Annotated in this window: 24 protein-coding genes and 1 pseudogene; 6 read left to right on the forward strand and 19 right to left on the reverse strand. The window is 63.1% G+C overall.

The window, feature by feature from the left end; translation table 11 throughout:
• Nucleotides 1–21: 21 nt before the first annotated feature.
• The 8 genes from V1293_RS00550 to V1293_RS00585 all read right to left on the reverse strand — a co-directional run bounded on the left by V1293_RS00550 (nt 22) and on the right by V1293_RS00585 (nt 6,790).
• Entirely contained in the window at nt 22–909 is an 888-nt protein-coding gene (locus tag V1293_RS00550) for a dienelactone hydrolase family protein (RefSeq protein WP_442894192.1), read from the reverse strand.
• 388 nt (nt 910–1,297) lie between these two features.
• Nucleotides 1,298–1,798: a hypothetical protein gene (locus V1293_RS00555; RefSeq protein WP_334505757.1), complete on the reverse strand. Its 501-nt coding sequence runs from the start codon at nt 1,796–1,798 to the stop codon at nt 1,298–1,300.
• A gap of 156 nt (nt 1,799–1,954) precedes the next feature.
• On the reverse strand, nt 1,955–2,842 hold the full coding sequence (locus V1293_RS00560) for an alpha/beta hydrolase (RefSeq protein ID WP_334505759.1): 888 nt from the start codon (nt 2,840–2,842) through the stop codon (nt 1,955–1,957).
• 22 nt (nt 2,843–2,864) lie between these two features.
• Nucleotides 2,865–3,329 carry a GNAT family N-acetyltransferase gene (locus V1293_RS00565; RefSeq protein ID WP_334505761.1) on the reverse strand — a complete coding sequence of 155 codons (465 nt, stop codon included), beginning with the start codon at nt 3,327–3,329 and terminating at the stop codon, nt 2,865–2,867.
• 275 nt (nt 3,330–3,604) lie between these two features.
• Nucleotides 3,605–4,234 carry a transglutaminase-like cysteine peptidase gene (locus V1293_RS00570; protein ID WP_334505763.1) on the reverse strand — a complete coding sequence of 210 codons (630 nt, stop codon included), beginning with the start codon at nt 4,232–4,234 and terminating at the stop codon, nt 3,605–3,607.
• 331 nt (nt 4,235–4,565) lie between these two features.
• Nucleotides 4,566–5,183: a PilZ domain-containing protein gene (locus V1293_RS00575; RefSeq protein ID WP_212422063.1), complete on the reverse strand. Its 618-nt coding sequence runs from the start codon at nt 5,181–5,183 to the stop codon at nt 4,566–4,568.
• 96 nt (nt 5,184–5,279) lie between these two features.
• Entirely contained in the window at nt 5,280–6,443 is a 1,164-nt protein-coding gene (locus tag V1293_RS00580) for an MFS transporter (protein WP_334505766.1), read from the reverse strand.
• 62 nt (nt 6,444–6,505) lie between these two features.
• A complete protein-coding gene (locus tag V1293_RS00585; protein ID WP_334505768.1) occupies nt 6,506–6,790 on the reverse strand; it encodes a hypothetical protein in 285 nt (94 codons plus the stop codon).
• A gap of 145 nt (nt 6,791–6,935) precedes the next feature.
• On the opposite strand from V1293_RS00585, the gene V1293_RS00590 reads away from it, so the two are divergent.
• On the forward strand, nt 6,936–7,709 hold the full coding sequence (locus V1293_RS00590; protein ID WP_334505770.1) for an enoyl-CoA hydratase-related protein: 774 nt from the start codon (nt 6,936–6,938) through the stop codon (nt 7,707–7,709).
• Between the two features lie 9 nt (nt 7,710–7,718).
• Here the strand turns inward: V1293_RS00590 and V1293_RS00595 are convergent, their stop codons facing one another.
• From V1293_RS00595 to V1293_RS00620, 6 genes and pseudogenes are all read right to left on the reverse strand, one after another.
• Nucleotides 7,719–8,447, reverse strand: a complete 729-nt coding sequence (locus tag V1293_RS00595) for an amino acid ABC transporter ATP-binding protein (RefSeq protein ID WP_334505772.1) — start codon at nt 8,445–8,447, stop codon at nt 7,719–7,721.
• Nucleotides 8,434–9,084: an amino acid ABC transporter permease gene (locus V1293_RS00600; protein WP_334505774.1), complete on the reverse strand. Its 651-nt coding sequence runs from the start codon at nt 9,082–9,084 to the stop codon at nt 8,434–8,436. Before V1293_RS00600 ends, V1293_RS00595 begins: the two co-directional genes overlap by 14 nt.
• Before the next feature lie 3 nt (nt 9,085–9,087).
• Nucleotides 9,088–9,750, reverse strand: coding sequence for an amino acid ABC transporter permease (locus tag V1293_RS00605; protein WP_334505776.1), 663 nt, complete (start codon nt 9,748–9,750; stop codon nt 9,088–9,090).
• A 21-nt stretch (nt 9,751–9,771) separates the two neighbouring features.
• The gene (locus V1293_RS00610; protein ID WP_334505778.1) at nt 9,772–10,551 is read right to left on the reverse strand and encodes a transporter substrate-binding domain-containing protein; all 780 of its coding nucleotides are present in this window, start codon (nt 10,549–10,551) and stop codon (nt 9,772–9,774) included.
• Nucleotides 10,552–10,775: 224 nt separating this feature from the next.
• Nucleotides 10,776–11,330: a PAS domain-containing protein gene (locus V1293_RS00615; protein WP_334505780.1), complete on the reverse strand. Its 555-nt coding sequence runs from the start codon at nt 11,328–11,330 to the stop codon at nt 10,776–10,778.
• Between the two features lie 446 nt (nt 11,331–11,776).
• Nucleotides 11,777–12,068, reverse strand: a pseudogene (locus V1293_RS00620) (GIY-YIG nuclease family protein).
• A gap of 386 nt (nt 12,069–12,454) precedes the next feature.
• On the opposite strand from V1293_RS00620, the gene V1293_RS00625 reads away from it, so the two are divergent.
• Both V1293_RS00625 and V1293_RS00630 read left to right on the forward strand, forming a co-directional pair.
• A complete protein-coding gene (locus tag V1293_RS00625; protein ID WP_334505782.1) occupies nt 12,455–13,252 on the forward strand; it encodes a rhomboid family intramembrane serine protease in 798 nt (265 codons plus the stop codon).
• Between the two features lie 189 nt (nt 13,253–13,441).
• The gene (locus V1293_RS00630) at nt 13,442–13,870 is read left to right on the forward strand and encodes a CBS domain-containing protein (protein WP_334505784.1); all 429 of its coding nucleotides are present in this window, start codon (nt 13,442–13,444) and stop codon (nt 13,868–13,870) included.
• A 304-nt stretch (nt 13,871–14,174) separates the two neighbouring features.
• On the opposite strand, the gene V1293_RS00635 is transcribed toward V1293_RS00630, so the two are convergent.
• Nucleotides 14,175–15,239 (reverse strand): patatin-like phospholipase family protein, encoded by a 1,065-nt coding sequence (locus V1293_RS00635; RefSeq protein ID WP_334505786.1) that lies wholly within the window; start codon nt 15,237–15,239, stop codon nt 14,175–14,177.
• Between the two features lie 227 nt (nt 15,240–15,466).
• Between V1293_RS00635 and V1293_RS00640 the strand changes: the two genes are divergently transcribed.
• Complete coding sequence (locus V1293_RS00640) at nt 15,467–16,570, forward strand: hypothetical protein (RefSeq protein WP_334516573.1); 1,104 nt, start codon at nt 15,467–15,469, stop codon at nt 16,568–16,570.
• 214 nt (nt 16,571–16,784) lie between these two features.
• Here the strand turns inward: V1293_RS00640 and V1293_RS00645 are convergent, their stop codons facing one another.
• Complete coding sequence (locus V1293_RS00645) at nt 16,785–17,348, reverse strand: nitroreductase family protein (protein ID WP_334505788.1); 564 nt, start codon at nt 17,346–17,348, stop codon at nt 16,785–16,787.
• 82 nt (nt 17,349–17,430) lie between these two features.
• Entirely contained in the window at nt 17,431–19,473 is a 2,043-nt protein-coding gene (thrS, locus tag V1293_RS00650) for a threonine--tRNA ligase (RefSeq protein WP_334505790.1), read from the reverse strand.
• Nucleotides 19,474–19,785: 312 nt separating this feature from the next.
• Between thrS and V1293_RS00655 the strand changes: the two genes are divergently transcribed.
• Complete coding sequence (locus tag V1293_RS00655; RefSeq protein ID WP_334505792.1) at nt 19,786–20,961, forward strand: MFS transporter; 1,176 nt, start codon at nt 19,786–19,788, stop codon at nt 20,959–20,961.
• A gap of 83 nt (nt 20,962–21,044) precedes the next feature.
• On the forward strand, nt 21,045–23,381 hold the full coding sequence (locus V1293_RS00660) for a TonB-dependent receptor (protein WP_334505794.1): 2,337 nt from the start codon (nt 21,045–21,047) through the stop codon (nt 23,379–23,381).
• 142 nt (nt 23,382–23,523) lie between these two features.
• Here V1293_RS00660 and V1293_RS00665 read toward each other — a convergent pair whose 3' ends face one another.
• Both V1293_RS00665 and V1293_RS00670 read right to left on the reverse strand, forming a co-directional pair.
• Nucleotides 23,524–24,696, reverse strand: coding sequence for a hypothetical protein (locus V1293_RS00665; RefSeq protein WP_334505796.1), 1,173 nt, complete (start codon nt 24,694–24,696; stop codon nt 23,524–23,526).
• A gap of 188 nt (nt 24,697–24,884) precedes the next feature.
• Nucleotides 24,885–26,195: an alpha/beta hydrolase gene (locus V1293_RS00670; RefSeq protein WP_334505798.1), complete on the reverse strand. Its 1,311-nt coding sequence runs from the start codon at nt 26,193–26,195 to the stop codon at nt 24,885–24,887.
• Nucleotides 26,196–26,240: the final 45 nt, after the last annotated feature.

A 26,240-nucleotide genomic window follows, 5' to 3' on the forward strand; every position in this document is an offset into this window, starting at 1 on the left:
GGACCTCTGTTTCACCTCAAGCTAGCTCAACACCCCGTACTTTCTGAACCAGGCTTGCATCTGGCTCCAGGCGTCCTCGGCGGCTTCCTTGCGGTATCTCGGGCGATAGTCGGCGTGGAAGCCATGCGGTGCGCCGGGATAGATCTTGAACTCGGCAGTCTTCTTGTCCGCCGCCAAAGCCGCTTTGAAGGCTTCTACCGTTGCGACGGGAATGCCGGCGTCGGCCTCGCCGTAGAGGCCGAGGACGGGCGCTTTCATCTCGCCCGCGAGCTGCGTCGGGCTCTTCGGCCAGACCGGATTCGGCGGATCGACCAGCGGACCGTAGAACGCCGCGCCCGCCTTGAGCGTGCTGCTGTGGGCGGCATATTCCCAGACCGTGCGTCCGCCGCGGCAGAACCCGATGATGCCCAGTCTCGAAGTATCGCCGCCCTCCGACCTGGCCCAGGTAGCGGTGCCGTCGAGATCGGATAATAGTTCGGCGTCCGGTTTCGAATTCACGATCGGGAGTAGCTGCGGGATATCCGTGACCTTGGTCAGGTCGACGCCCTTGCGGAAATAGTAATCCGGCGCCACCGCGAACGCGCCGAGCTTGGCGAGGCGTCGCGTCACGTCCTTGATGTATTCGTGCAGACCGAAAATCTCCATCGCCACCAGTACCACCGGCGGGTTGCTGACGCCGGCCGGCCGCGCGAAATAGCCGGGCATCTCGTCGTCGGCGACCTTGATCCTGACGTCACCGGTGGCCAGTCCGCTGGTCTCGGTCTTGATCGCGTCGGCGCGCACCGGCCCGGCCGCAAGCGTGTAGCCCGCCGTCACTGCGGCCGACGCGGTCATGAAGCCGCGTCGCGAGAATGGTGCGACTTTGGTCAGTCCGATGACATCCGAGGTCGGCAGCGGTTCGGCGCTCATGGCGGCCCTCCTTTTTTTGGAGGCGCATTCAGCTTGTAAACCGGCGCAAACGCAAATCACCTGCTTGCGAGATGTCAGCTGGTTGGGGGGCGCACGGCGCAACCGCCCAAAATCGGGCACAAAAAAACAAGGCCGTCGACGCAGTATACCGTCAACGACCTTGCCAGCCCCGGATATTAAAATCGGCTCACGCCATCCGGTGAATTTCAGGATGCCCGTGAATCTCCCGGCCATATGTGAACCAGTTCACACTCGGTGGAGAAAAATTGCCGGAGCGGCGGCTTTCTCAGGGCACAGTCCCGCCCGGCCACGATGACGAGTCCAGCCGGCCATGCCGGCTCACGCACGGAGCCGACAGGCCGTAGACCGCTTGGAATAGGAGCTTCGATCAGCCGCGCGACTTGCCGCGGTTCGCGGTTCGGCTGGTGCGGGGCCCTGCCTTGACCGACCGCTTGCGGGGCGCGGGAGTGGCGGCGGGTTCGGCGGCTTGCGCGCTGGCAAAGGATTGCCGCAAGCCATCGATCGCTTCGGTGAGCGTTCCGACCTGCTCGGAAAGCTTCCTGGTGTCGGTCTGCTGCGCGGCGAGCAGGCGGCGCACGGTCAGCAGTTGATCCTGCACCACCTGCAGCTGATCGATCGATTCCTGCTGCGTCGCCTCCAGACCCTTGGTCTTCTCGACCAGTTGTTCGGACGCCTGAGTGGCGCGCGCCTGCAACTGCCGGGTCGCGGCCACGCGTTCGGTCTCGGGGGCGCTGCCGGTATAGGCACGCCAGAGGGTGATAGAGGTTACGCCAACCACAACAATGACGAGGGCCGCAGCGGCGATCGCAATCGGCTGTCCGCCGAAACGCGCGATGGGGCTGGCACTCCGGGGCGCGAGTTCGATCATGCGACTCCAAATCCGGACGTGATTCTAAAGTTCCAAAATAGCATAGGCCGGACGGCGCTAAAACCCGGGATTTGCCGAGAGGCCGCGGGATTCCGGGCAAAACCCTTAGGTGACCGCGGTTTGAGCTGCAGGAACGGCCCGGAGAGCCCCTCGGGGCTACCGGATCTGCGCCCGGATGAACTGGCCGGCGTAGGCCAACGCGCGGCGGCCGTCTTCGAGATTTGCATTCCAGACCGGCCATGCATGGATCATGTGCGGCCAGATTTGCAGCGTCACATCGACATCAGCCGCCCCCGCGGCCTCGGCAAGCCGCGTCGCGTCCGCGAGCAATGTCTCGGCCGAGCCGACCTGAATCAGGACCGGCGGAAAGCCTGTGAGATCGGCAAACAGGGGCGAGACCAGCGGATCGCGGCGATCGATGGAAGGCGGCGCATAGGCATCCGCAAGTTCAGCGAGATAGACCTTGTGAATCAGCGGATCGACGGCGTCCTTGGTCGCGAGCGTGCTGCCTGACATGGTGAGATCGGTCCACGGCGAAATCAGCCAGGCGCAGGCGGGCAGCGGCTCTCCCGCCGCGCGCAAACGGCTGATCAGCCCGAGCGTCAGGTTGCCGCCGGCGCTGTCGCCGCCGACGGCGATACTCGTTGCCGGAATGCCTTGCTTACGCAGGAAGCGCCACGCGGCGAGCGCGTCATCATGCGCAGCAGGGTAGGGATGTTCAGGGGCAAGCCGATAGTCGATCGCAAGCGTACGTGTGTGTGCCGCGCGCCCGGCCTCCGTCACCAGGCGCCGGTGACTCACAATCGAGCCGGAGCAATATCCGCCGCCGTGGAAATACAGCAGCGCGCGCATCGGCTCGCTGCCCGGAACGATCGACCACTCACCCGCGACGCCGTCGCAATTGACGGCCTCGCATGTCACGTCGGACGCCACCGGCCAGGTCGATCCGACTTCGTCGAGACGTTCACTTCGCTCCGACCAGCCGACCGGCCGCGGTTTTGACGTCAGCAATCTGCGGATGGCGTCGATCTCGCGTTCGGCCATGTCGTGCTCCCGATTGTCCGCGCTACAACAGCCCGCGATAAACGCCGGGTTCGGAGCCCTCGATCGGTATCGCGCCGACCGTCTTTGCATAGAACTCCGCAGGGCCCACGCCACCGATAATGGCGTAGCCATATCCCTGCTGCTTCATGGCTTCGAGGCAATTGAAAAGCAGTGCCTTGCCGATCCCGTTCTTTCTTTCGTTCTGGTCCACTCCCGTGGGCCCAAAGAAGTTGGGGCAGGTCGCGTCATGGCAGGCAAACCCCAGAATGCTCTTTTGCCTGATGGCGATGAAGCAGGAGACCGGTTGCCGGGAAAACGCTACATCGACTTCGCTGGCCCAGGCCTCGCTGAAATTCTGTCGGACCCAGGCGACGACCTTGTGCTTTTCCGGAGCGAGCGCGCGCCGCGTCGTGATGGCCGCCTTGCCCAGGCGCTCAAACACGTCGCGGGAGGGAGGCAGCGCGTACAGCTTGACCAGCATGTCCATAGGCGGCGGCTTCCTTCAAGGGGGCAGCTTGTGCATTATGGTTGCTGGGCGAGCACTCGTAAATCCATTGGCGGCCGTCTCATGGCAGGCGGACATAGCTGGCGTGCAGCTGCTTGAGACGCCTTTTAACCCAGTGAAAAAGTGAACAGCCTGCAAAGGATCGCCAAAAAAGGTGCGGCCACCCTTTGGGGGAAGGGTGGCCGCGCGCGAACCGGTCTGGGACGGGGAGGGGTGGGGATGTGACCGGGTCGCGGGTTCGTAAAATCCTTCTGTCGTTATCGATCGCGTGACGAGGCGGTGGCGACCGCCGGACGATTGTCACCGAGCGAGACCCACACATTGGGATCACTCTGCGACTGACGCTTGACGAAGCGGTAGCCGGTCTCGGTCCAGGCCAGGACGTTTTCGTTCTGGTTGTCGAGAACGAACTCGCCCTTGTCGGTCTTCACCGTCAGCACCGCGTGGCCTTCGCCCTTCTTGTCGCGCACCACCGTGATCAGCAGCGCTTCGCGCGGCCACCCGGCGTCGATCAGCATCTTGCGCTTCAGAAGCACATAGTCCTCGCAGTCACCGTAACCGTCCGTCGGCAACGACCATTTCTCGATCACGCCCCAATGATCCATGTCGGTGATCGGCTTGATGGTCTCGTTGACCCACTTGTTGACCCGCAGCAAATCCCGCCACGCCGTCTGCGACATCACGATGTCGCGCGGCTGTGATGCGCCGCCACGGCAATCGCCGGGATTCTCGGCGCAAAATTCGACCCAGCCGATCGGCGAACGCGCGGTCTCGCCCAGGCTGGCATAGAGAGCCTCGCCGGCTTTCGCCGCCACGCCCATTGAAGCGTTTAACCCCAACAGGACGGCGATGACCGCCAGTCCCTTCCCCTGTCCCCTGAACAACATTCTGGCCCCCGTTTCTTGTTGGGACCATGTTTCGCACAAAGGATTTGCGCCGCCGCTAAGTCAGGCAAGTACATTTGACGTGAATACAAGTAAAAGCTGCGGCTAATTCGATCTATACTTGAATCGAATTCGACTAAAATTTGAAACAACTGCAATTGATTCAAATTTTATACATTAACACGCGCGGCGCTTCGCCAGCGGCGGATAAGCGCACGAAAGCCCGCCGCGTTAACCGCGTTTTGCAGGCCCTAAGACGCGGCAAAGGCGGCATCCGTGGTGCGGATACCGCCTTTTGAGACTGAAAAGTCAGGGATTTTTATCGGCCGGCGCTTTACCGCGCGGTAACCGCTTCTTCGAGCGCCTCACCGACTTGCTCGTGGACGAACTCGAGCGCGAAGCCTTCCTCGAGATTTCGCACCACGCGGGACTGCACCTTGCCCAGCATGACCAGCGATTTCAGCGGCGGGCGGTTTTCCGCGGCGATGGCGGCGCCCGACAGCGAGAGGTCGATGATGCGGCAGGTCATCTTGCTGCCGTCCTCGAGCGTGAGGAGCGCAATCGGGTTGCGCGGCACGATACGGTCGTGACGGCGATCTTCCGGCAGATTGAGGATGTCGCGGTTGGCGAGCCAGGTGAGCTGGGCGGCGAGCTTGTCACGCTTGCGCGCGGTGGCGCCGACCGTCATGGCAAAGCCGTTGTCGATGATGCGGGTGATTTTGCCCTCGACCCGGCCGATATGGTCGAGATAGGCGATCACGCGGTCGCCGACATTGCCGATGCCGGGCGCCAGCAGGGCCAGTCCGCCCGGCGACATGTTAATAATCTGGCAAGGAAATTCGCGGCGGTCCGGCAGCATGTAGCGGCCGAGCAGGTGTACTTTGACACGCTGAAAGCGCCGCCGCTCCTGGGCGGACGGTACTGTGGTTGTTTTCTTTTGCGCAAACGACATCTTCGCCACCAGACAGCCGGTCCTTCGGCGTCAGGAAGACCCTAAGGCCGACAGGGTTAACGATGTGTTATCGGTTGTTGCATGAAGTGTTGGCATTCACGCGGCGGGCAGTCGCGGCGCGACAATCCGATTGTATCCCCATAACAATACCGGACAGGCCAGCAGCGCCGCGGCGCCGAAGTCGAACGCCGCCGCGGCACTGCCGGTCCATTTGGCGATGGCGCCGGCAATCGTCGGGCCAAGCATCATCGCGGCGTAATAGGCGGTGTAGAAAATACCCATCCCGATCGCGCGCGTCTGAGGCTGCAACACGCGCGCGGGCAGGCTCATGATCGGCCCCGAGGGCAGGGCGCTGATCAAGCCGATCGTGATCACGAGGGGGATCACCGCCGGGCTGCGGGGCAGCGCCAGCATCAGTAGTGCGAACATGATGCATCCGACGACAAGCACCGATTGCGGCCGTCCGGTCCAATCGGCCAGAAATCCGCCGGCCGTTCCGCTCAGCGCCGCGAGCCACAGTACGATGCTGATTGCGGAGCCCGCCGCCGTGATCGACCAGCCGCGTTCGACCAGCAGCGTGGGGCCGAAACTGAAAATCATCGCGAAGCCGATGTTGAAGACGCCCCAGATCAGACCCGCGACGATCACGGCGAACAGGGTGTTGCCGTCGAGCCGTGATGCGGCTGAAGGCGCCGCTGCAGGAGCCGACGGCGATCGATAGCCCACGAAAAGAAGCAGGATGCCCAGGCCGATCAGCGCGGCAACCGAAAGATAGACCGCGCCGACGTCATAAGCGGTGCCGATCGCGGGCAGGGTCAAAAGCGAGATGGCAATGCCCGCCGGCCACGAATTCACGAAGATGGCCATCGCGGTCGCGATTTCCTTGCCGGCAAACCAGTCGGCGACCATTTTCGACATCAAGACGTTGAGCAAGACGCCGCCACCGCCGGCGACCAGCCGTCCTGCAATTTGCCAGCCCCAGGAATCCGAAGCCACCATGGCGAGTTGGCCGATCAACATCAGCAACAGCGCGCCTGACACCGTGGCCTTGTCACCAAACCTTTTCCCGATCGCGCCGCCCGGCAGCGACAGTGCGACGCCCGGCGTGAAATAGAGGCCGATCAGGAGTCCGATATCGGCAAGGCTCGCATCGAATTTGGTGCCGAGCAGCGGCGCAACCGCGGCGACGCTCTGAAACTGGAACGCCATCGCGAGCCGCACGGTGAACAGAACGGCCAGAATGCTCCAGCGATTGCTCAACGCTCGCTCCTCGACCGGGTGGACCGACACTGCGCCGTGCTGGCGCAGTGATTGCGGGTCGCCTATCTCTGTACCAGTTGATTTAGGTCCTGCTTGATCGTGTTCAGCAGCGACTCCAGACGTTCTTGCCGGAATGCCGGTTGCACAGGCGCGGCTTCAGCGGGGCGTTCCGGCGGCGCGGATCGAACCGGGCGCTTCGGAAACACAGGGCGCACGGGTTCTTCTGCATGCGGTTCGCTTTTGACGAACTCACCATGCAGCACATCGTTGCGACGTCCCATCAGCCAGAGCACGGCCCAATAGGCCACCGCAAGAAAAATGACGCAGAAAATACCGGTCTCAAACATAACTCACGTCCAATCAGCCAAGTATTTCTGGGAACTGCGATTTTGGTCAAGTCTGCGGGAGGCGATTGTTGCGCGCGGTGGCATTAGGGTTACTCTCGCGCCCGGCCGAGCGCGGCCGAAAATGCCAGCGGACGGAGGTTGCGGAATGCCGGGAGTGAAGCGGGAACGCGATGACGGCGTCGGCGTGCTGACCTTGGATGAGCCTGAAACCTTGAACGCGATGACGCCCGATCTGTTGGGCGACCTCGCGATCGCCATTGCCGAAATGACCGACGATCCGCAGGTGAGGGCGCTGGTCTTGACGGGCGCCGGCCGCGGCTTTTGCTCGGGCCAGAACCTCAAGGCCGCGCAGATCCTCGGCGACGACATCGCCGCCGGCGTGATGAAGTACTACTGGCCGACATTCACGGCGTTGCGCGAATGCCAGGTTCCGGTCGTGGTCGCTGTCAACGGCGTGGCGGCGGGCGGCGGGTTCAGCCTTGCGATGGCGGGTGACATGATCGTTGCCGCGCGTTCGGCGCGCTTCATTCAGGTGTTCAGCCGCATCGCGCTGGTCCCCGATCTCGGTTCGACCTGGCTGTTGCCGCGCCTCATCGGCCGGCAGCGCGCGCTCGAACTGATGATGACGAACGAGCCGCTCATGGCCGATCAGGCCAGGGAGTGGGGATTGGTCCGCGACGTCTTTGACGATGCCGCGCTTCGCGATGGCGCGCTTTCGCTGGCGCGCAAACTCGCTGATGGCCCGACGCGTGCGCTGGTCGCGACGCGCCGCCTGATCGACGAGAGCGAACATGCCAGCTATGCCGACCAGTTCCGCCGCGAGATCGAGACGCAGGCGAAGATACGCCTGAGTGCGGACGCGGTGGAAGGGCGCAACGCGTTTCTCGAAAAGCGCGCGGCGCGGTTCAGCGGCCGCTGACGTCGAAGCTCAGCCGACCTGACCCACGAACTGTTGCAGCTCCGGCGTTCGTGGCGCAGCGAACACTTCCTTTGGGACGCCTTCCTCGTGCACCTTGCCATGGTGCATGAAGACGAGCTTGGTGCCGACGTCGCGGGCGAAGCGCATTTCGTGCGTCACCAGAATGAGCGTCATGCCTTCGCGCGCCAATTGCTCGACCACGCGCAGCACCTCATTCACCAGCTCCGGGTCGAGCGCCGAGGTGATTTCGTCGCAGAGCAGTACTTTCGGCCGCATCGCGAGCGAACGGGCAATGGCGACGCGCTGCTGCTGGCCGCCGGAGAGTTCGCTCGGATAGGCGTCCATCTTTTCCGATAATCCCACCTTGGCCAGCACCTCGGCGGCGGTGGCGCGGGCTTCGGCCTTCGACACCTTGTTGACGACGGTCGGTGCCAGCATGACGTTTTCGGCCGCCGTCAGATGCGGAAACAGGTTGAACTGCTGGAACACCATGCCGACATGGCGGCGTAGCTCGCGCAGGTTGGTATTGGCGCCGGCGACCTCGATCCCGTCGGCGGTGATGCTGCCGGACTGGTAGGTCTCCAGCCCGTTGATGCAGCGGAGCAGGGTGCTCTTGCCCGAACCGGAGCGGCCGATGATGGCGACCGTGTCGCCCTTGGCGATGTCGAGCGAGACGCCTTTCAGCACCTCGTTCGCACCAAAACTCTTCCTGACGTCACGAATGCTAACGAGCGACATTGAGGCGGCCTTCGATTTTCTTCGCCCACCAGGACAGCGGGAAACATAGACAGAAATAGATCAACGCGACCAGCGAGTAGACCAGGAACGGCCGGAAGGTCGCGTTGTTGAGCATGGTGCCGGCCTTGGTCAGTTCGACGAAGCCGATGATCGAGGCGAGCGCCGTGCCCTTGATGACCTGCACGGAGAAGCCGACGGTCGGCGCGATCGCGATGCGCGAGGCCTGCGGCAGGATGACGTAGCGCATCTGCTCGATGTAGCTGAGCGCGAGGCTGGACGATGCCTCCCACTGGCCCTTCGGTATCGCCTCGACGCAGCCGCGCCAGATCTCGGTCAGGAACGCGCTGGTCCAGAACGTCAGCGCCAGCGTCGCTGCCATCCACGGCGAGACCTCGATGCCGAACAGCGCTATGCCGAAGAAGAACAGAAAGAGCTGCATCAGGAGCGGCGTGCCCTGGAAGAACTCGATGTAGACCTTGGTGAACCATTCCAGCGTCGCGATCCGCGACGTCCGCATGAACAACAGGACCAGGCCTACGATGCCGCCGCAGACAAACGCGATCAGCGACAGCACGATCGTCCATTGCGTGGCGATCAGCAGGTTGGAGAGGATGTCCCAGAAGCTGAACTGCAGCATGGCTCACCTCGCCTTGAAGATGACGCGGCCGAGCGCGCGCAACAGCGAGCGCGTCAGCATCGCCAGCAGGAGGTAAGCCAGCGCGACCAACAGGTAGACTTCGAAGTTGCGGAAGTTTCGCGACGCAATGAAGTTCGCGGCATAGGTGAGGTCTTCCGCCGAGATCTGCGACACCACCGCCGAGCCGAGCATGACGATGATGATCTGCGACGACAGCGCCGGATAGATCTTGCGGAACGCCTGATTGAGCACGATGCGGCGCAGCACCTCCCATTTGGTCATCGCGAGGCTGAGGCCGGCCTCGATATGGCCTTTGGGGACGGCCTCGATGCCCGCGCGGATGATCTCGGTCGAGTAGGCGCCGAGATTGATCACCATGGCGAGGAAGGCGGCGGTGGTCTCGCTGAGCTTCAGCCCCAACGCCGGCAGGCCGAAGAAGATGAAGAACAGCTGCACGATGAACGGCGTGTTGCGGATCAATTCGACATAAACCGCGACGACGCGGCCGAGCCACGCCGGCCCGAAGGTGCGCGCCGAGGCGCCGGCGGTGCCGACGGCGATGCCGGCCACCGTCGACACGACAGTCAGCACGATCGTGAAGATCAGCCCCTGCAGCAGCACGTTCCAGTAGGGCAGCAGTTCGGCGAATTGCAGTTTGTAAGACACGCGGGTGCCCCGGCGCTGGCGTTAGAAGCCGGGCGGCAAGGGCGCCTTCAGCCACTTCTCCGACAGTTTTCCGATCTCGCCCGACGCCTTCGCCTTGGTGATGATCTCGTTGACCTTGGCGAGCAGCGCCGGCTCGTTCTTGTTGAGCCCGACATAGCAGGGGCTGTCCTTGATCACGAACTTCAGCGCCGGCGCGCGGGCAGGGACCTTTTCGGCGATCGCGGCGGCCACCGTGTTGCCGGTGGCGATCAGGTCGACCTGACCGGACACGAAGGCTGCGATGGTGGCGTTGTTGTCTTCGAAACGCTTGACGGTGGCGTCCGGCGGGGCCGAGGCGGTCAGCGCCTGTTCCTCGATCGCGCCGCGGGTGGCGCCGATGGTCTTGCCCTTGAGATCGGCGGCGCTGGCAACCGCGATCGCCTTGGTGCCGAACACGCCGGAGAAGAACGGCGCATAGGCGATCGAGAAATCGATGACCTTTTCGCGCTCCTCGTTCTTGCCGAGGCTTGAGATTACGAGATCGGCCTTGTTGGTCTGCAAATAGGGAATGCGGTTGGCGCTGGTCACCGGGATGATCTCGGTCTTCACCCCGAGTTCCTTGCCGATCAGATTGGCCATGTCGATGTCGTAGCCCTGCGGCTTGAGATCGAGGCCGGCGGAGCCGAACGGCGCAAAATCCTGCGGCACCGCGATCTTGACCACCTTCGACTTCATGATGGAATCGAAGGCGTCGGCATGGGCCTGCGTCGCCACCGCGGCAGTGACCAGTGCGGCGGCAAGCATCAATCTCTTGAACAGCATTCTAAGAATCTCCGAGGTTACGGCGAACAACCGCCTCCGAGATTCCTCTCGGTGCGTATTCGGCTGATGTGGCCCGGCTCCACGTCGTGATTCGACCCTGCCTGACGCCTCGCATTTAGGCAATGCTTGGCGTGCTCTTTTTGGCGGCTTTTGTGGGTCTTTTCGAGCATGGTCACGCGACCATGCGTTGTGCTGCGGCGTTCGTTGAACCCGTCGGTTCGTGATTACCGCAGGCCTTCATACACCATGAAGCCGCGGGCGATGGCGAGCTTGCGCAAGGCGCGCGGAACGAGCTTTTGCGGCCGGTGCAAATAGCGCCACGACGTCACCTTGAAATCCCTGATCGTGCCGAGGTCGCCTTCGAACGGCGCCAGCACCCCGGTCAGGCTGATCGGCGCATGTGCGCGGTTGTTGAATGGCAGCAGCAGCAACTCCAGATGCGCCGTCGTGCCGTCTTGCGAAGTCGCAGTGATGCCGGCAATCGCCGCCAGCATTTCCTCGGCAACGTAAGTGACGATGTCCTCGATCTCGCGGCGGCTGTCCGGGGTGAACAGCGCGGAGAAGCTCGTATCCTTCAGGTCGCGGCCGAGCAGGGCGCAGACCCGCGTTCCGGCGACGCGAAACGGGTAGCCGGCATCGTTGTCGTAGGACAGCACGAAGATGTCGCCGAGCAGTTCGCGCACCGCACCGGGTTCGATCTCGCTGCGGTCCGGCGCCCGCGCATCGCCGCGCTTCGCATCCCAATAGGCGAAGAACTCGCGGCTCGATGGGTGTTTCATATCTAATCCTCGCCCCCGGATTGCCTCGGCGAGACACTTCTGTCCCGGTTTTGCGCAACACGCCTTCCCTTGGCTGTTGTGCAGGACAGGCTTTGCAGCGTCCATGCCGCCAACGCGATTTGGCTGCGCGAGCCACGGCTTTGCGTTGTTAACGTTAAATTAACTATGAGGTTGGCGAAGGCGGGGCCGCGTGCGTAGTGTGGAACGCATCGGACCGCGCCGGCTTATCTGAAGGCTCTCGGCGCAGTTGGTACACAGGTGGCGTCAAACAGTTTGGTCATCGCGCGGGGAGGGGTGGGGATGTGATCCCGGCTCCAGGGGCGCGAGAAGACCAGCAAGGCAAGGGAGGATGTTCTCAGCATCCTCCCTTTTTCTTTTCCAACGAACTCGTGTCTCTGCGTCGCGTCACTTCGTGCCGCGCCGCGTCCGGGACACGAGCGTTTGCGTCAAGAATTCAGTCTATTCGTCAAATCATCCCAATCTGGGTTAAATTCCTCGATGAGTTTGACCTTCCAGGCTCGCCGCCAGCGCTTCAGCGAATGTTCCCTCGCGCGCTTCGAGAACGGAATCGAACGCCTCGAAATAAACCAGCAGATCGACGCCATATTTGCGGGTGAATCCGGGGACGAGCTTGCCTTTGTGCTCCAACATCCGCCGCGCAAGATTATTTGTGACGCCGACATAGAGTGTCCCGTTCCGTTTGCTTGCCAGGATGTAGACGAAGAATGATCCATCCATGTGGTATCAAGCCAGATCACTATCAATCTTAGGCTGTAATGTGGCAATTTTGCCGGAGATTGCCAATTCTCTTGTCCCGGACTGTCTCTTGTCCCGGACGCGGTGCAGCGTTCTTCACGCTGCTCCGCAGAGCCGGGACCCAGATGCAGCCGCCTGGGTCCCGGCTCTGCGACGCGTCACTTCGTGCCGCGCCGCGTCCGGGACACGAATCTCCGTTCCCCGGACGCGGCGCAGCGCCTCTTTGGCGGTGCGATGCAGAGCCGGGGCCCATGCGGTTGCAGAATTCGCTCCTCACCCCGAATTGCCGATTGTGCACTTGCACAGGGCGGGCAAAGCCGCCTATCTGGACCCATACGCCTCGAAGCCGCCTTGCAAGGTCCTGGTCTTTGGAATCCCAGCCTTACTCATCCCTGGACGAGCCGCCGGACGCCCCGCGGGAGCCGATCCTGACGCTGCCGGGCGCGCTGACGGCCTATATCGCGCTGATCGCAGCGATCCATTTGCGGGTTCTGCTGCCGGTGGAACTGGAGAACTGGACCATCGACGTGTTCGGTTTCATTCCGAAGCGTTACGATTCCACGCTGCTCAACATCACCTTTCCCGGCGGCGCCGGCGCTAAGGTCTGGACCTTCGTCACCTATTCCCTGCTGCATGCCAATCTCAGCCATATCGGCTTCAACGTGCTGTGGCTGCTGCCGTTCGGCAGCGCGCTGGCGCGCCGGTTCGGTCCTGTCAGGTTCTTCGCATTCATGGCGGTGACGGCAGTGGCGGGCGCACTGGCGCATCTCGTCACCCATGAACACGCGATCGCGCCGATGATCGGCGCCTCGGCCTCGGTATCCGGCGCCATGGCCGCCGCCATCCGCTTCGCTTTCGTGAAGGGAAGTTTTCTTTCATTCAGCCGGGGCGACGCGGATGCCGCGGCGAAGGTTCCAGCGCTGTCGCTGGCCCGGGCGCTACGCAACCCGCGCGTGCTCGGATTTCTGGCGGTGTGGTTTGGCGTCAACATCATCTTCGGCCTCGGGTCGATTTCGATCGGCACTGAAGGCGCAACCGTCGCCTGGCAGGCGCATATCGGCGGATTTCTCGCCGGCCTGATGCTGTTTTCGCTGTTCGACCCGGTGCCGCGTGCGACGCCACATGCCGCCGAGGCCTCATCGCCGGACGAGCCTGGCCGCGTCTGATCGTCGCTTGCGGCGAGGGGCGATTTCATTCATCATCCATACAAGTTGTAACGCAAGCCAATGCCGCTGCCGTGCACGACAGCCGCGCTTGTAGACCGCGCCTCGAAACGAAGCCGGTGCGCAATTGTTGATTGAAGACTCGCGAACAAGTCGGGCTCTCGGGGCACGAACGGATTCAGGGAGGCGACAATGACGGTACGTTCAATTCTCGACACCAAGGGCCACCAGATCCAGAGCGTCGACCCCGACGTCAAGCTTTCGGCGGCGATCAAGATCCTTGTCGAGCGCAAGATCGGCGCCGTGCTGGTGATGAACCAGGGACGGCTTGAAGGCATTTTGTCGGAGCGCGACATTGTCCGGGTGCTGGGCGAGCGCGGCGCCAGGGTGCTCGAGGAACCGGTCAGCGCCGTCATGACGCGCAAGGTCGTGAGCTGCCGGGAGTCCGACACCGTCGCCGGGATCATGGAAATGATGACGCTCGGCAAGTTCCGCCATTTGCCCGTGGTCGAGGACGGCAAGGTGGTGGGCCTGATTTCGATTGGCGACATCGTCAAGCGCCGCGTCCAGGAATACGAGACCGAGCAGGAAGCCCTGCGCGACTACATCAAGACGGCCTGACGATGCATTCGCGCTGAAATGAGGGCCGAGGTCTTCATTTCCGGCGCTGCCTTGTTTTCAATTCTGGCCCTCGTTCAGGCGAGCCAGCCGGCGCATGCCTGCGTGTGCCAAGGATGCGGCTGCAAAGGTGGCCCAGGTTGGCGCGACAGCGATAATCATTGTGTTTCGCACAGGCAATTGAAGAAGGTTTGCGGAGAGCCGTTGACCACCAACTGCACCTACGAAGGCGCCACTCAGGTTTGTCCGACCGGGCGCCGATCGCCCGGCCGGACGCCAGCTGCAATTCCGCAGTAATCCCGTTCCGCTATTGCTTCTCGGCCCTTTCGACCGCCGGCTCGGCTTCGCCCGCCGGCGGCGGCGCCAGAATGTGGATCGCCTCCTGGATCGAGTCGAGGGCGCGCTCGGCGGCGCGCACGCCGTGCGCGATCAGGTCGTCGGCGCGGTGAAAATCGAACCAGCCGATCTTGCCGACGCGGGGCGAGATCAGGAGGTCTGGCGGATCGCCGGCCAGTCGCGCGCGGGTGATGCGGTCCTGCATGATGTTGAAGGCATCGACCATGACCGAGGAGATGCCCGGCCGTCCGCCGCCGCCGAAGAACTCGCGCTTCATGGTGCGCTCGGCGGAGAAGAATTTTCCGATACCGCGCTTCCGCGGCTCGGGCACCGCTTCCGGCATCACCGATACCGAAACGCCGGCCGTTGGGCCGTGGGAATATATCGTGGTGGAGTGCGTGAAGACGTCGCTGGAAAGATTGGCGGCGATGACGATCTCCGCGCCGAGCGCGCGTGCCGCCGACACCGGCACCGGATTGACCAGGGCGCCGTCGACGAGCCAGCGGTCGCCAACCAGGACCGGCGAGAATATTCCCGGCAGGGCGTAGGAGGCGCGCATTGCATCCACCATCGGGCCATGGGTCAGCCAGATCTCGTGGCCGGTGCGCACTTCGGTCGCCACGGTGGCAAATTTCACCGGCAGTTCCTCGATCAGGCTCTTGCCCAGTGCGGTCTCTAGTTCGGCCGCAAGCTTGGCGCCGCCGATCAGGCCCGAGCCGTTCAGGCGGATGTCGAGATAGGAGAGGACGTTTCGCGGCTGCAGGCTGCGCGCCCATTCTTCCAGCGTGTCGAGATGTCCGGCGGCATAGGCGCCGCCGACCACGGCGCCGATCGACGTTCCGACCACGACGTTGGGAATGATTCCGTGGGCCACCAGCGTCCGGACGATGCCGATATGGGCAAAGCCGCGCGCGGCGCCGCCGCCCAGCGCCAGCCCGATCACCGGCCGGCGGATGCTGCCGAGCCCTACCTTGTCCTGGGCCTTTTCTTGGGCATCGGAGCCCTTCTGGCCGCGGCCCATCCAGCTATCCAACACGCAAACTCTCCTGCGGCTTCAACAATATTCGCCGCGGCGCGGCCACGCCAGTCCCTTCCGATTCGCCTGCATGGTTTATGCCGGCGGAAACGGCTTAGGCAGGGAATGTGACTGGACCTCGACCGCAGCATTAACATTGGGTGCTGGTGTGGGTTCCGCTACCGCCGCCGGCCGAACTTCCGCCACGGAGGCTTGAATTTGCCGCGTTTTCAGTGAAAAGCATGGCCATGATTTCGGGCGGTCACGGTATCGTTGGAAACGGGCGGGGCGGATGGCCTTTCCCGGCGCTGGCGCTTGGCTTGACGCTTGCCTTGACGCTTGCCTTGACGCTGGCTGCTCTGCTTCCGGCCCCGGTCTCGGCCCAGATGTTCTCGGACCGCCCGCCACCGGTGCCGCCGGCCGCGGTTCCGGATGTCCAGACCGGGCCCGCCATGAATCTGGCCCCACCCTCGGGGACGGGAACGATCCCGCCGCTTCCGGCGCCGCTGAACCAGCCCACCATTGTGCCCCCGTCGATCGCGACGATCTCGCCGGCAGCGCCTCCACCAGCGGCCGCAGCTCCAAATCAAGGGGTGCTGTCGCTGACGGCGCGCTACGGCAAGGATCTGCCGGTCATCAATGGCGGGCTGGTGTGGCGGGTGTTCGCCGACAAGCCCGACGACACCGGCACGTTCAAGCTGATCCGCGAGGAGCGCGGCGCGACCCCGAACATCGTGCTGCCGCCCGGCAATTACGTCGTCCACGTCGCTCTCGGCCTGGTCAGCGCGGTGCGGGCGGTGAGCCTGAAAGCGGAAACCGATCGGGTGGCCTTCGTGCTTCCGGCCGGCGGATTGCGCATCGAGGGCCGCGTCGGCAGCAGCAAGATTCCGCCGAACCAGATTTCGTTCGCGCTCTACAAGGGCAGCCAGTTCGAAGGTGGCGCCGGCGCCGAACGCCAGTCGCTGGTGCCCAACGTCGCCGCAGGCGACGTCGCGCTGCTGCCGGAGGGGACCTATTACATCATCTCCAACTATGGCGACGCCAACTCCGTCGTGCGCTCCGACATCCGCGTCCAGGCCGGCAAGCTGACGGACGTGACCGTCAGCCACCGCGCGGCGGTCATTACGCTGAAGCTCGTCAGCGACAGGGGCGGCGAGGCGCTCGCCAACACCGCATGGTCGGTGATCACGCCGGGCGGCGACGTCATCAAGGAATCGATCGGCGCGTTTCCGCGCGTCGTGCTGTCCGAGGGCGAATACCGGGCGATTGCCAAGAACGAAGGCAAGGTGTTCGAGCGTCCCTTCAACGTCGTCAACGGCGTCGACGCCGAGGTCGAGGTCATCGCGCGCTAGCCGCGTTTCCCGGGCGCAGCAGGTACGCCGCAGGGTCTGTACACAAAAACTGCGAAAACAACCCCATGCAAAGTAGAATGCGCCGGCTCTGAGCACTCACGCCGCTTGCATCCGGGGCATGAGAAGGTCCGCCATCACGGCCCAACCTAACCTCATCCTGCTCTAGCCGCCGAGCGGCATCGTCATGCCCGGCAACGACCGCGGCGTGTCGGCTTCAAAACCGCGTCACGATATCGGACAGCGCCGGGCGGGGGCGGTCCTCGGCGGGCTTCGACGAGGTGCCGATATGGATGAAACCGGCGAGCTTTTCGTCGGCCTTCAACCCGAGCCCGTCGAGCACGTCGCGGTCGAAGGCGAACCAGCCGGTCAGCCAGCACGCGCCGTAACCAAGCGCGGCGGCGGCGTTGACAATGTTCATCGCGCTGGCGCCGGCGGACAGTTCCTGCTCGAGGGGCGGTACTTTTGGATGCGGCCTGGTGAAACTGACCACACCGATCACCAGCGGCGCGTCCATCAGTCGGCGCTTCTCGATCTCGATATCGGCGGCCGGCGCCGACGGGTTTTTACGTTCAAACACCTTGGCGATAACCTCGCCGGCGCGAAGGCGCCCGTCGCCCTCGAACACGATGAAGCGCCACGGCGTCAGCTTGCCATGATCCGGCACCCGCGCGCCGATGGTCAGGATGGTGTCGAGTTCGTCGGCCGTGGGGCCCGGGCCGCTCATCTCGCGGGGCTTCACCGAGCGGCGGATCTTCAGGAGTTCAAGGGCGTCGGGCACGAAGTTTTCTCTCGTAGGAAGTGGCTGTGCCACAGATAGTGGCACAGCCGGCCCAGCGGAAGCCGATTTAGACCGATTATGATCAGGCGGACCGCATCCGCTTCACGTCCGGCGGGGTCGCTTCCTCCACCAGCGCTGCCAGCGCCTCGTCGGTCGGCATCACCTTCTGGCCGTCGCTGCCAAGCCGGCGGATCGAGACCGAATGGGTCTCGGCTTCCTTCTTGCCGACGACGAGGAGAGCAGGGATTTTTGCCAGCGAGTGCTCGCGGACCTTGTAGTTGATCTTTTCGTTGCGCAGGTCGATCTCGACGCGCAGGCCCGCGCGCCGCGCGGCGGCGGCGACCACCTTGGCGTATTCGTCGCCTTCGGAGGTGATCGTCGTCACCACGACCTGGGTCGGCGCCAGCCAGAGCGGGAAGTTGCCGGCGAAGTGCTCGATCAGGATGCCGATGAAGCGTTCCATCGAGCCGCAGATCGCGCGGTGCACCATGACCGGCACTTTCTTCGAGCCGTCGGCATCGATATAGAACGCGCCAAAACGTTCCGGCAGGTTGAAGTCGACCTGCGTGGTGCCGCATTGCCAGTCGCGGCCGATGGCGTCGCGCAGCACATATTCGAACTTCGGCCCGTAGAACGCGCCTTCGCCCGGGTTGATCGCGGTCTTGATGCGATTGCTGCCGCTGGCCTGGATTTCCGCCAGCACGGTGGCCATCACGCGCTCGGCATGGTCCCACATCTCGTCGGTGCCAACGCGCTTGTCCGGCTTGGTCGAGAGTTTGATCGTGAGTTCGCCCTCGAAGCCGAAATCCGCATAGGTCGACAGGATCAGATCGTTGATCTTGAGGCATTCCTCGGCGAGCTGGGCTTCCGTGCAGAACACATGCGCGTCGTCCTGCGTAAAACCGCGCACGCGCATCAGGCCGTGCATGGCGCCCGACGGCTCATAGCGATGCACCACGCCGAATTCTGCAAGGCGTAGCGGCAGGTCGCGATAGCTCTTCAGACCGTGCTTGAAGATCTGGACATGGCCCGGGCAATTCATCGGCTTGAGCGCAAACCAGCGCTTGTCCTCGGCTTCGTCGCCGGCCGACTGCGCCGCGAACATGTTCTCGCGATACCAGTCCCAGTGGCCGGACGTTTCCCACAACGCCTTGTCGAGGATCTGCGGCGCGTTGACCTCGCTGTAGTCGCCGGTCAGGCGGCGCCGCATATAGGCGATCAGCGCCTGGAAGATCGTCCAGCCCTTCGGGTGCCAGAACACCACGCCAGGGCCTTCCTCCTGGAAGTGAAACAGGTCGAGCTCGCGGCCGAGTTTGCGGTGGTCGCGCTTCTCGGCTTCCTCGATCTGCTTGAGGTAGGCGTCGAGCTCTTCCTGTTTGGCGAACGCCGTGCCGTAGATGCGCGTCAGCATCGGGTTGTTCGAGTCGCCGCGCCAATAGGCGCCCGCCACCTTCATCAGCTTGAAGGCGTTGCCGACCTTGCCGGTCGAACTCATATGCGGGCCGCGGCACAGGTCGAACCAGTCGCCCTGGAAATAGATCTTGATCGGCTCGTCGCCGGGGATGGCGTCGACCAGCTCGACCTTGAAGGCCTCGCCCTTGTCGCGGAACACCTGTTTTGTCTTCTCGCGGTCCCACACCTCCTTGGTGAAGGGCTTGTCGCGCGCGATGATCTCGCGCATCCGCTTTTCGATCGCCGCAAAATCTTCCGGCGTGAACGGCTCGTTGCGGAAGAAGTCGTAATAGAAGCCGTTCTCGATGACGGGACCAATCGTCACCTGCGTGCCCGGCCACAACGACTGCACCGCTTCGGCGAGCACATGCGCGCAGTCATGCCGAATCAGTTCCAGCGCTCTGGCATCGTCGCGGTTGATGAGCTCGATCTTCGCGTCATGCGAAATCGGATCGTTGAGGTCAGCAACGACGCCGTCGAGCGCCATCGCTACCGTGCGCTTGGCCAGCGAGGGCGAGATGCCCTTGGCGACGTCGAGCCCGGTGATGTCCTTGGGAAATTCGCGTTTTGCGCCGTCGGGGAAGGTGAGGGTGATCTTTTCCAATGGCTCGGCCGGTTTCAAATTGGCAAGGCCAAACTGGAATCCCGATGAAGGCGTATTCTGGTCAGGCATTTGAGTCTCCTAAAGCTCACTCCTGCGAACGAGCGCAGGTAAGCGGGAAGCAGCGGTATAGCAGGGGATTCGGCTCCTGCAATCGGGCAATTTGCTACACTGGGCGTGATGGAAGCAGCTGCGGGCTACAGCCGCGGCCTCATTGCCCGGAAACGGATTACTTCTTCAAAGCCAAACAACGCGCGCAGAGCCCGCGAGGCATCAGCGGCATCAAATCAATAAATCTCATGACAGCGATGACAAATAGTCCGGCATCGCGGCCTTTTCTTGGCGGGGCTCGCCGCGTACATGCATGTGCATGAAACATGTGCCATGCCCCTCCATACCGAACGCCGCTTCGCGCCTACCGCACTCATGCTTGGCAACATTGTCACCGGATGCTCGGTGCTGGCGCCGGCGGGCATGCTGGTCGAATTATCTTCCGGTCTTGACGTCAGCATTCGTACCGCAGGTCTTCTGATCACCTTCGGCGCGATCATGCTTTGCATCGGTTCGCCGGTTACGGCGTGGCTGACTTCCAGGATCGATCGCCGCGCCCTGCTCACGGTGACGCTCGCGGTGCTTGCGCTTACCAACTTCGCCTCCGCCTTCGCGCCCGATTACACCAGCTTGCTGGTCATCCGCCTGGTGATGCTCGCGGTCGGTGCACTCTACACGCCGCAGGCGGCGGGAACGGCCGCGCTTATCGTGCCCGAAGAAAGGCGCGGCAGCACCATCGCCTATATTTTTCTCGGCTGGTCGCTGGCGGCCGCGGTTGGCCTGCCGCTGATCACGTTGATCGCCAGCCGATATGGCTGGCGTGCCGTCCATGGCAGCATCGGCCTGATGGGCTGCGTAAGCTTCCTGCTTCTGGCGTGGCGCCTGCCACGCGGGCTGATGGGCGCGCCGGTCGACCTCAAGACATGGGCCGCTATCGGCCGCAGCCGCATGATTGCGCTGTTGTTGTTGATCACCACGCTGCAGATGTCCGGCCAGTTCGTGGTGTTCACCTTCATAGGTCCGCTGCTGGCGAAGCTGACGGGAGCAGGGTCGGATGCGATCGGGCTGGTGTTTGCCGTCTACGGCATGTGCGGCGTTATCGGCACCGCGATCGCAACCCGCATCGTCGATTCCTGGGGCGCCTGGAAGACCTCGCTTCTCTTCACTTCGGTGTTGCTGGCTGGCGTCGCCGGCTGGGCGCTGAGTGCCGGGATCTATCCGTTGATGGCGGTGTCCGTCGCGATCTGGGGGCTCGGCTTTGCTTCCACCAATTCAATGCAGCAGGTGCGGCTGGTCGGCGCGGCGCCTGCGCTCGCATCCGCTTCCGTGTCGCTCAACACATCGGTCCTCTATATCGGGCAGGCGGTGGGATCGGCGATCGGCGGCTTTCTGTACGCGCGTGAACTCTTCTACGCCGCGGGCTACGTCGCCTCGGCCTTCGTCGCGCTGGCGCTGGTGACGGTGATTCTAACCAAGCCGACCAAGGTCCAAGGAAGCGCACCGCGCTGACGCCGGCCGAAGTTTTTGACATCCCCACGCGAGTTCCATAGATGTAATGTTATAACATTACGACCAGCTGGGGGTTCTAAGCAATGGAAAAGATGGGCAATTGGTATGAAGTGCGGAGGCAGATCGGACGCCGAACGCGGTTGTTGGCAGTTCTGGCCGCAGCATCCTTTGCTGCGGGCGGTGCACGCCCCGCCATTGCTCAAACCGTCCCTCAGGCTGTCCTGCCTGCGATTACGGTGGAGGGACGGCCAGCCACCAAGCAAAAGCAGCGAACGACCAAGCGCTTGCAGATGCGGGCTGCGTCCAACGCGCGCCAGGCGCAGACCGGCGCGGATCGAGCGCCGCAAGGTCCAATCGACGGATGGCCAGGAGGCTTGCCGCGCGACTACATCCGTTCGACGACCGATCTCAACGTACCCAATACGACCGGATCGCGACTGCCCGGCACGGCTCGCGACATCCCCGCCAGCGTGGAGAGCATCAATCAGGCGACGATGCAGGAGCGAGGCAAGACCAGTTGGGTGGACGCCCTTCAAGGCCTGACCGGCTTCTCGTCCGCCGTCCGGCCAGGAGCTGCCGGCGTCGCATCGACGCGGGGGTTCACCGAGAACGGCATCGCGGTGCTCTATGACGGAATTCGTGTCACCAACACCACGATCAGCACGCGCAACTACGACAGTTTCATTTTCGATAGGGTAGACGTGCTGCGCGGACCGGCGTCGGTCCTTTACGGTGAAGGCGCCATCGGGGGCGCCGTCAATCTCATTCGCAAGCAACCGAGCGGGGTCAACGAGCCGTTCGAAACAATCTCCTCACTTACTACTCGCGAAGGCGTCCGCCAGGCCGTGGGAAAGGGAGGTCCGCTGGGGAACGGCTTCTCTTATCGGCTCGACGGCGTCGTCAACGGATACAACGGCCCGGTCGACGACAACCACGTCAGATACGGCAACGTCGCAGGCGCCTTGCGCTGGGACGTGACGCCGCAATTGTCATCGACCGTCGATTTTGACTACATGAAATCGAAAATCGAGAACGCGTATTGGGGTACGCCCCTGGTGCGAGGGCAGATCCGCTCCGATCTCCGCGAGGTCAACTACAATAACCTGCCGAACAACAAATACGACGACAGTGTGCTGTGGCTGCGCTGGAACACGACGTATGACACCGAGGAGCTAAAGATCCGCAATCGCTTCTGGTCCTATCAATCCGATCGCGATTGGATCAACACGTACCGCTTTGCCTATATTCCCGCAGGCGGCACCTGCTCTTTCCGCGGGCAGAACCTCCTCAACAACACCGGTACGGACCAGGTCTGCCGGCAAACGTGGGAGAATCTCGGTTACGACCATCGCTTCGTTGGCGATCGTTTCGACGTGAACTGGAACGGCAGCTTGGGAGCGATGCCGCTGTCGACGGTCATGGGCGTTGAAGTTGCAAGCACGCGATGGGACAGTCCGCGCAACGAGGTGACATCGCTTCAACTCGTCGATCCCTACAATCCCGCACCGACGGACTTCTTCACGCGAGGCACTGCACGGACGCAAAACGTGCGCGCAGATCTGACGCAGAAGGCGGTTTTCGGCGAGGCGCGCCTGGAAGTGCTCAAAGGGGTCAAGATTGTCGGCGGGTTTCGGGTCGATCAAATGGAGGTGGACTACAATCGGCGGCCGGCGAACCAGCTCTACAGCAAGACGTTCGAACCCAGCACCTATCGCATAGGTGGACTGTGGGACATTCGCGCCGACACGACGCTCTACGCGCAATATGCAACTGCGGTTGAGCCGCGCTTTGCTCTGTTCACATTGGGCGTCACCGATACCCCATTCAGCCTCACCAATGCGCCTCAGGTGGAAGGCGGTATCAAACACGCCTTCGCGAACGGACGAGGTGAGCTGTTGGCGGCCGTCTATCACATCGAAAAGACCGATATTCCCTCGACTGATCCGCTGACGGGATTCACGGTTCAGGTGGGCAAGCAGTCATCCCGCGGCTTTGAGATTTCCGGCAGTTACCGCCCGATGGAGACCTTGCGTCTCGAGGCGAACTTTGCCTACGTGGATGCCCGGTATGACGAATATCGTACCAGTACGGCCGCGAACTACACGGGTAATACGCCGCCGAATGTGCCGCAGGTCGTGGCGAACTTTGGTGCCACGTGGCAGCCGTTCACAAATTGGGCGGTTGGCGGATGGATCAATCACAAGGCCTCCATCAAGGCTGACGATGCCAACCTGGTGACGTTGCCATCTGCCACCACCGCGGATGTTTTTGCCACCTACCGTTTTGCGCAAAACGCCGACCTGACATTCCGCGTTCGCAATATCACCGACGCGGTCTATGCAGCGTGGGCTCCGGACGCGAACTACGTCATTCTTGGCGCGCCGCGGACCTTCGAGCTTTCTCTCCGTACGCGGTGGTAGGTGGGTTCAGGAATGCTCGTTCGCAGCAGGCGTCGGCGTGCTCCGCCGGCTGCGATGCGCACGGTTTCCGGGCAGGCAAAGCGTTCGTGTCCGGACACGGGAAGCCGGCGATCCGAACGCACGGCGCCGATAATTCAATGGCTCACGCCATCCCCTCCGATCGCAAGCAGGTTCGAGGGGACGCCCCTACCTTGATACGCTGTCGCTCGGCGAGGGTTGTTGCGTCGAGAATTGCCACTTCGCTCGTACGCGGGTCGGAGACGGCGACATACGGGCCGATGGAAGCGATCTGCGGGCGGACGGTGCTCTGATCCATCGCATAGCGCTCGGTAACGCGTGTTTGGGCTTCGGTCGTGCCGGTCAACGGGTTGATGCTGAGAAGGGTACCATCTTCAATGATGACGAAGAGCCGGTCTCCCGACTCCGGATGGAGATTGAAGTCCAGCCTGCGCGCCGGCAGAGCGATGAATTGGAAGTCCCCATCCGAAGCAGAAGGATCGACGATGACCATGCCGTCGAGACCGAAATCACCGGCAACAAATGTAAATCCGGATGCGCCGGTCATGCGGCGGATCATACGTCCAGGCGGCAGCGAAGCTGGATAGGGGAGTTGGCGACTGACGACGCCGTTGCGTGCCATCTCGAAGATCGCAACGCCATCCGCACATCCGAAAACGGCGAAGCGGCTCGTCGCCGCTTCGCCGTGCAAGCTTGGGCATTCAACCCGGTGCGGCTTTGGCGTGTCCTCGCTGCGGAGTTCGATCGCATCCGGAAGGCCTTCGCCTGCGGGTGGAATGGTGACGGCCAAACGCCTTGCAACCGGAACGGCTACGCCGTGATGCTTGACGCCCATTTCGGCACGCTGAATGCGTTCCATGCGGCCCGCGACGAAGTCTTGCTCGTTGAAAATCTGGGCTGTTCCGTCGCCGTCGAAAAACACGGCAACGCGAACATTGTCGTGCGTGAGATGGGAAGGGCGCAAGCCGCGAAGCCGGGAAGACAGAAGCGCTGGAGCGGAAATCTTTATGTCGGCATGATCGCCGTGGCTCCCCAGCTCAATGCCGGTGTCGATGACGGCGACTTCATCCGCTTCGGGCTGCACCGCATACGCATAACGGCCAGAGGCTCCCGCGTGGAGGCGCGCCGGACTGGCCAGGGGCAGTGCGGCAAGCAACTGGCCGTTTTCGAGATCAAAGATCGTGAGTGCCGCCACCTTGGCATCGGCAACCACGAGCCGAAAAGCCTGCGCGGTGCCCGCAGCGTGGGTGCGATGTTCGACGACGGGGGCGTGCGCATCGCTGGTTGCGCCGGACATTCCGCAAAGAACCATCGCTAGAGCAAGAAGTCGGCGCATCGCTGTCCTGTAAGATGGAAAACATGAAATGTTATAACGTAACAGCTACATGCGGCAAGGCGCGTGGCACAAGTCATCCATGATCAACATGACGATTTGATCCAGCGGATGGTGGCTCGCACGCCGCGATGCCGCAGCGAAGAAGTCGGTTACCGGTTGGCGTAGGGCGCGCCGGCGACCCGCGTCAATGCAGGCGTTACCGCCATCTTGACCAGCACATCCTTGACCGGATGCTCGGTCCAGGCCTGCGTGACGTAATCGCGATGGGTGACGCCGTCGGGCGTCTTCACGAACACGACGCTGCCGGGCCGCAGCGGCCCGTCCATGCTCTCGGTAACGGTGATACCTCTGTCGCGGAGCATCTGCATCAGCTCCTGGTCGTGCCGCTTGGTGTAGCGGGTATACGAAGAGACGAAGAACCCGGTCCGGTTTTTCTCGATCCAGGACGCGAACTTGTCGAGCTCGCCGTAGACGGCGTCGAGCAGGAACACGCCGCGGACCCGGTTGGGGACGCCACCGACCTCAAGGCTCCAGGCGGTCGGCAGGAAGCCGCCGCTATAGCCGACGATCACGATCGGCAGGTTCGCGAACGCCTGCTCAGACTTCGGATCACCATAGAGGCGGGCGAGGTGGCTCGCTGACTCATCGATGAAGCGCTTGAAGCCGCCCGGCTGCCAGAACTTGCCGGCCGAGGAATCGGCGGCGTTCACCGCAAGCTGGGGCGCGAGCAGCACGGCGTTGACGCCGGAATCCGAGATCTGCTGCGGCACCAATTGCCGGTCGCGGACGTCGCGCTCCAGCGTCGCGCCGTTGCCGTGGAAGAACACCACGATCACGCCCGGCTTCCTGACGTCGAACGTCTCGGGGACATGCACCAGCACGCGGCTGTCGTTGTAGGTCTCGTCCTGCCAATAGACCCGGCCGCCATAGCTGCGGTGGCCCTTGCGGTCGCCCTTGGAGATGTTGAGGAACGGCTCTTCCGAGCGCGGGTTGGTGCCGAAATAGGGGAAGGCCGAGGACTTCATGCTGACCAGCGTGGTGGCCTCTTCGCGCTCCGTGCGAGGTAGCGTCAACGTCGGCGTCAGCGACGCGACCCTCACGGGCTCGGTACGCACGGCGCGCGGCTGCGGCGCCAGCGCGACCTGGCGCTGGACCTGCGGGAGGCTTTCATTGGCGGTCGGGAAGCGGTCAGCGAATTGCGGCTGGGGGAAACGATCGTCGAACGTAACGATCGAAGTCTGCGACTTGGCGGTCCGGGATTTCGCGCCTTCGGTGTTCGCCGCCAGCATCTCTGCGCTCGGCGCCTTGCCGCATTGAATGAGCATAAAGGACAGCGGCACGAACAGCGCAGCCAGCGCACCCCAGTGCCATCGAAGGGGCAGAGCACGGCGCGATACGACCGGGGACGTCGCCCGGCTGGCGCGATCGGCTATCTGGAATTTCGGATTAGCTCCGACCATCCACCCCACATCCCCAAGATACACCCAGGATCCACCGTCAACCGG

The organism is Bradyrhizobium sp. AZCC 1693, from assembly GCF_036924745.1.
Taxonomy (GTDB): Bacteria; Pseudomonadota; Alphaproteobacteria; order Rhizobiales; family Xanthobacteraceae; genus Bradyrhizobium.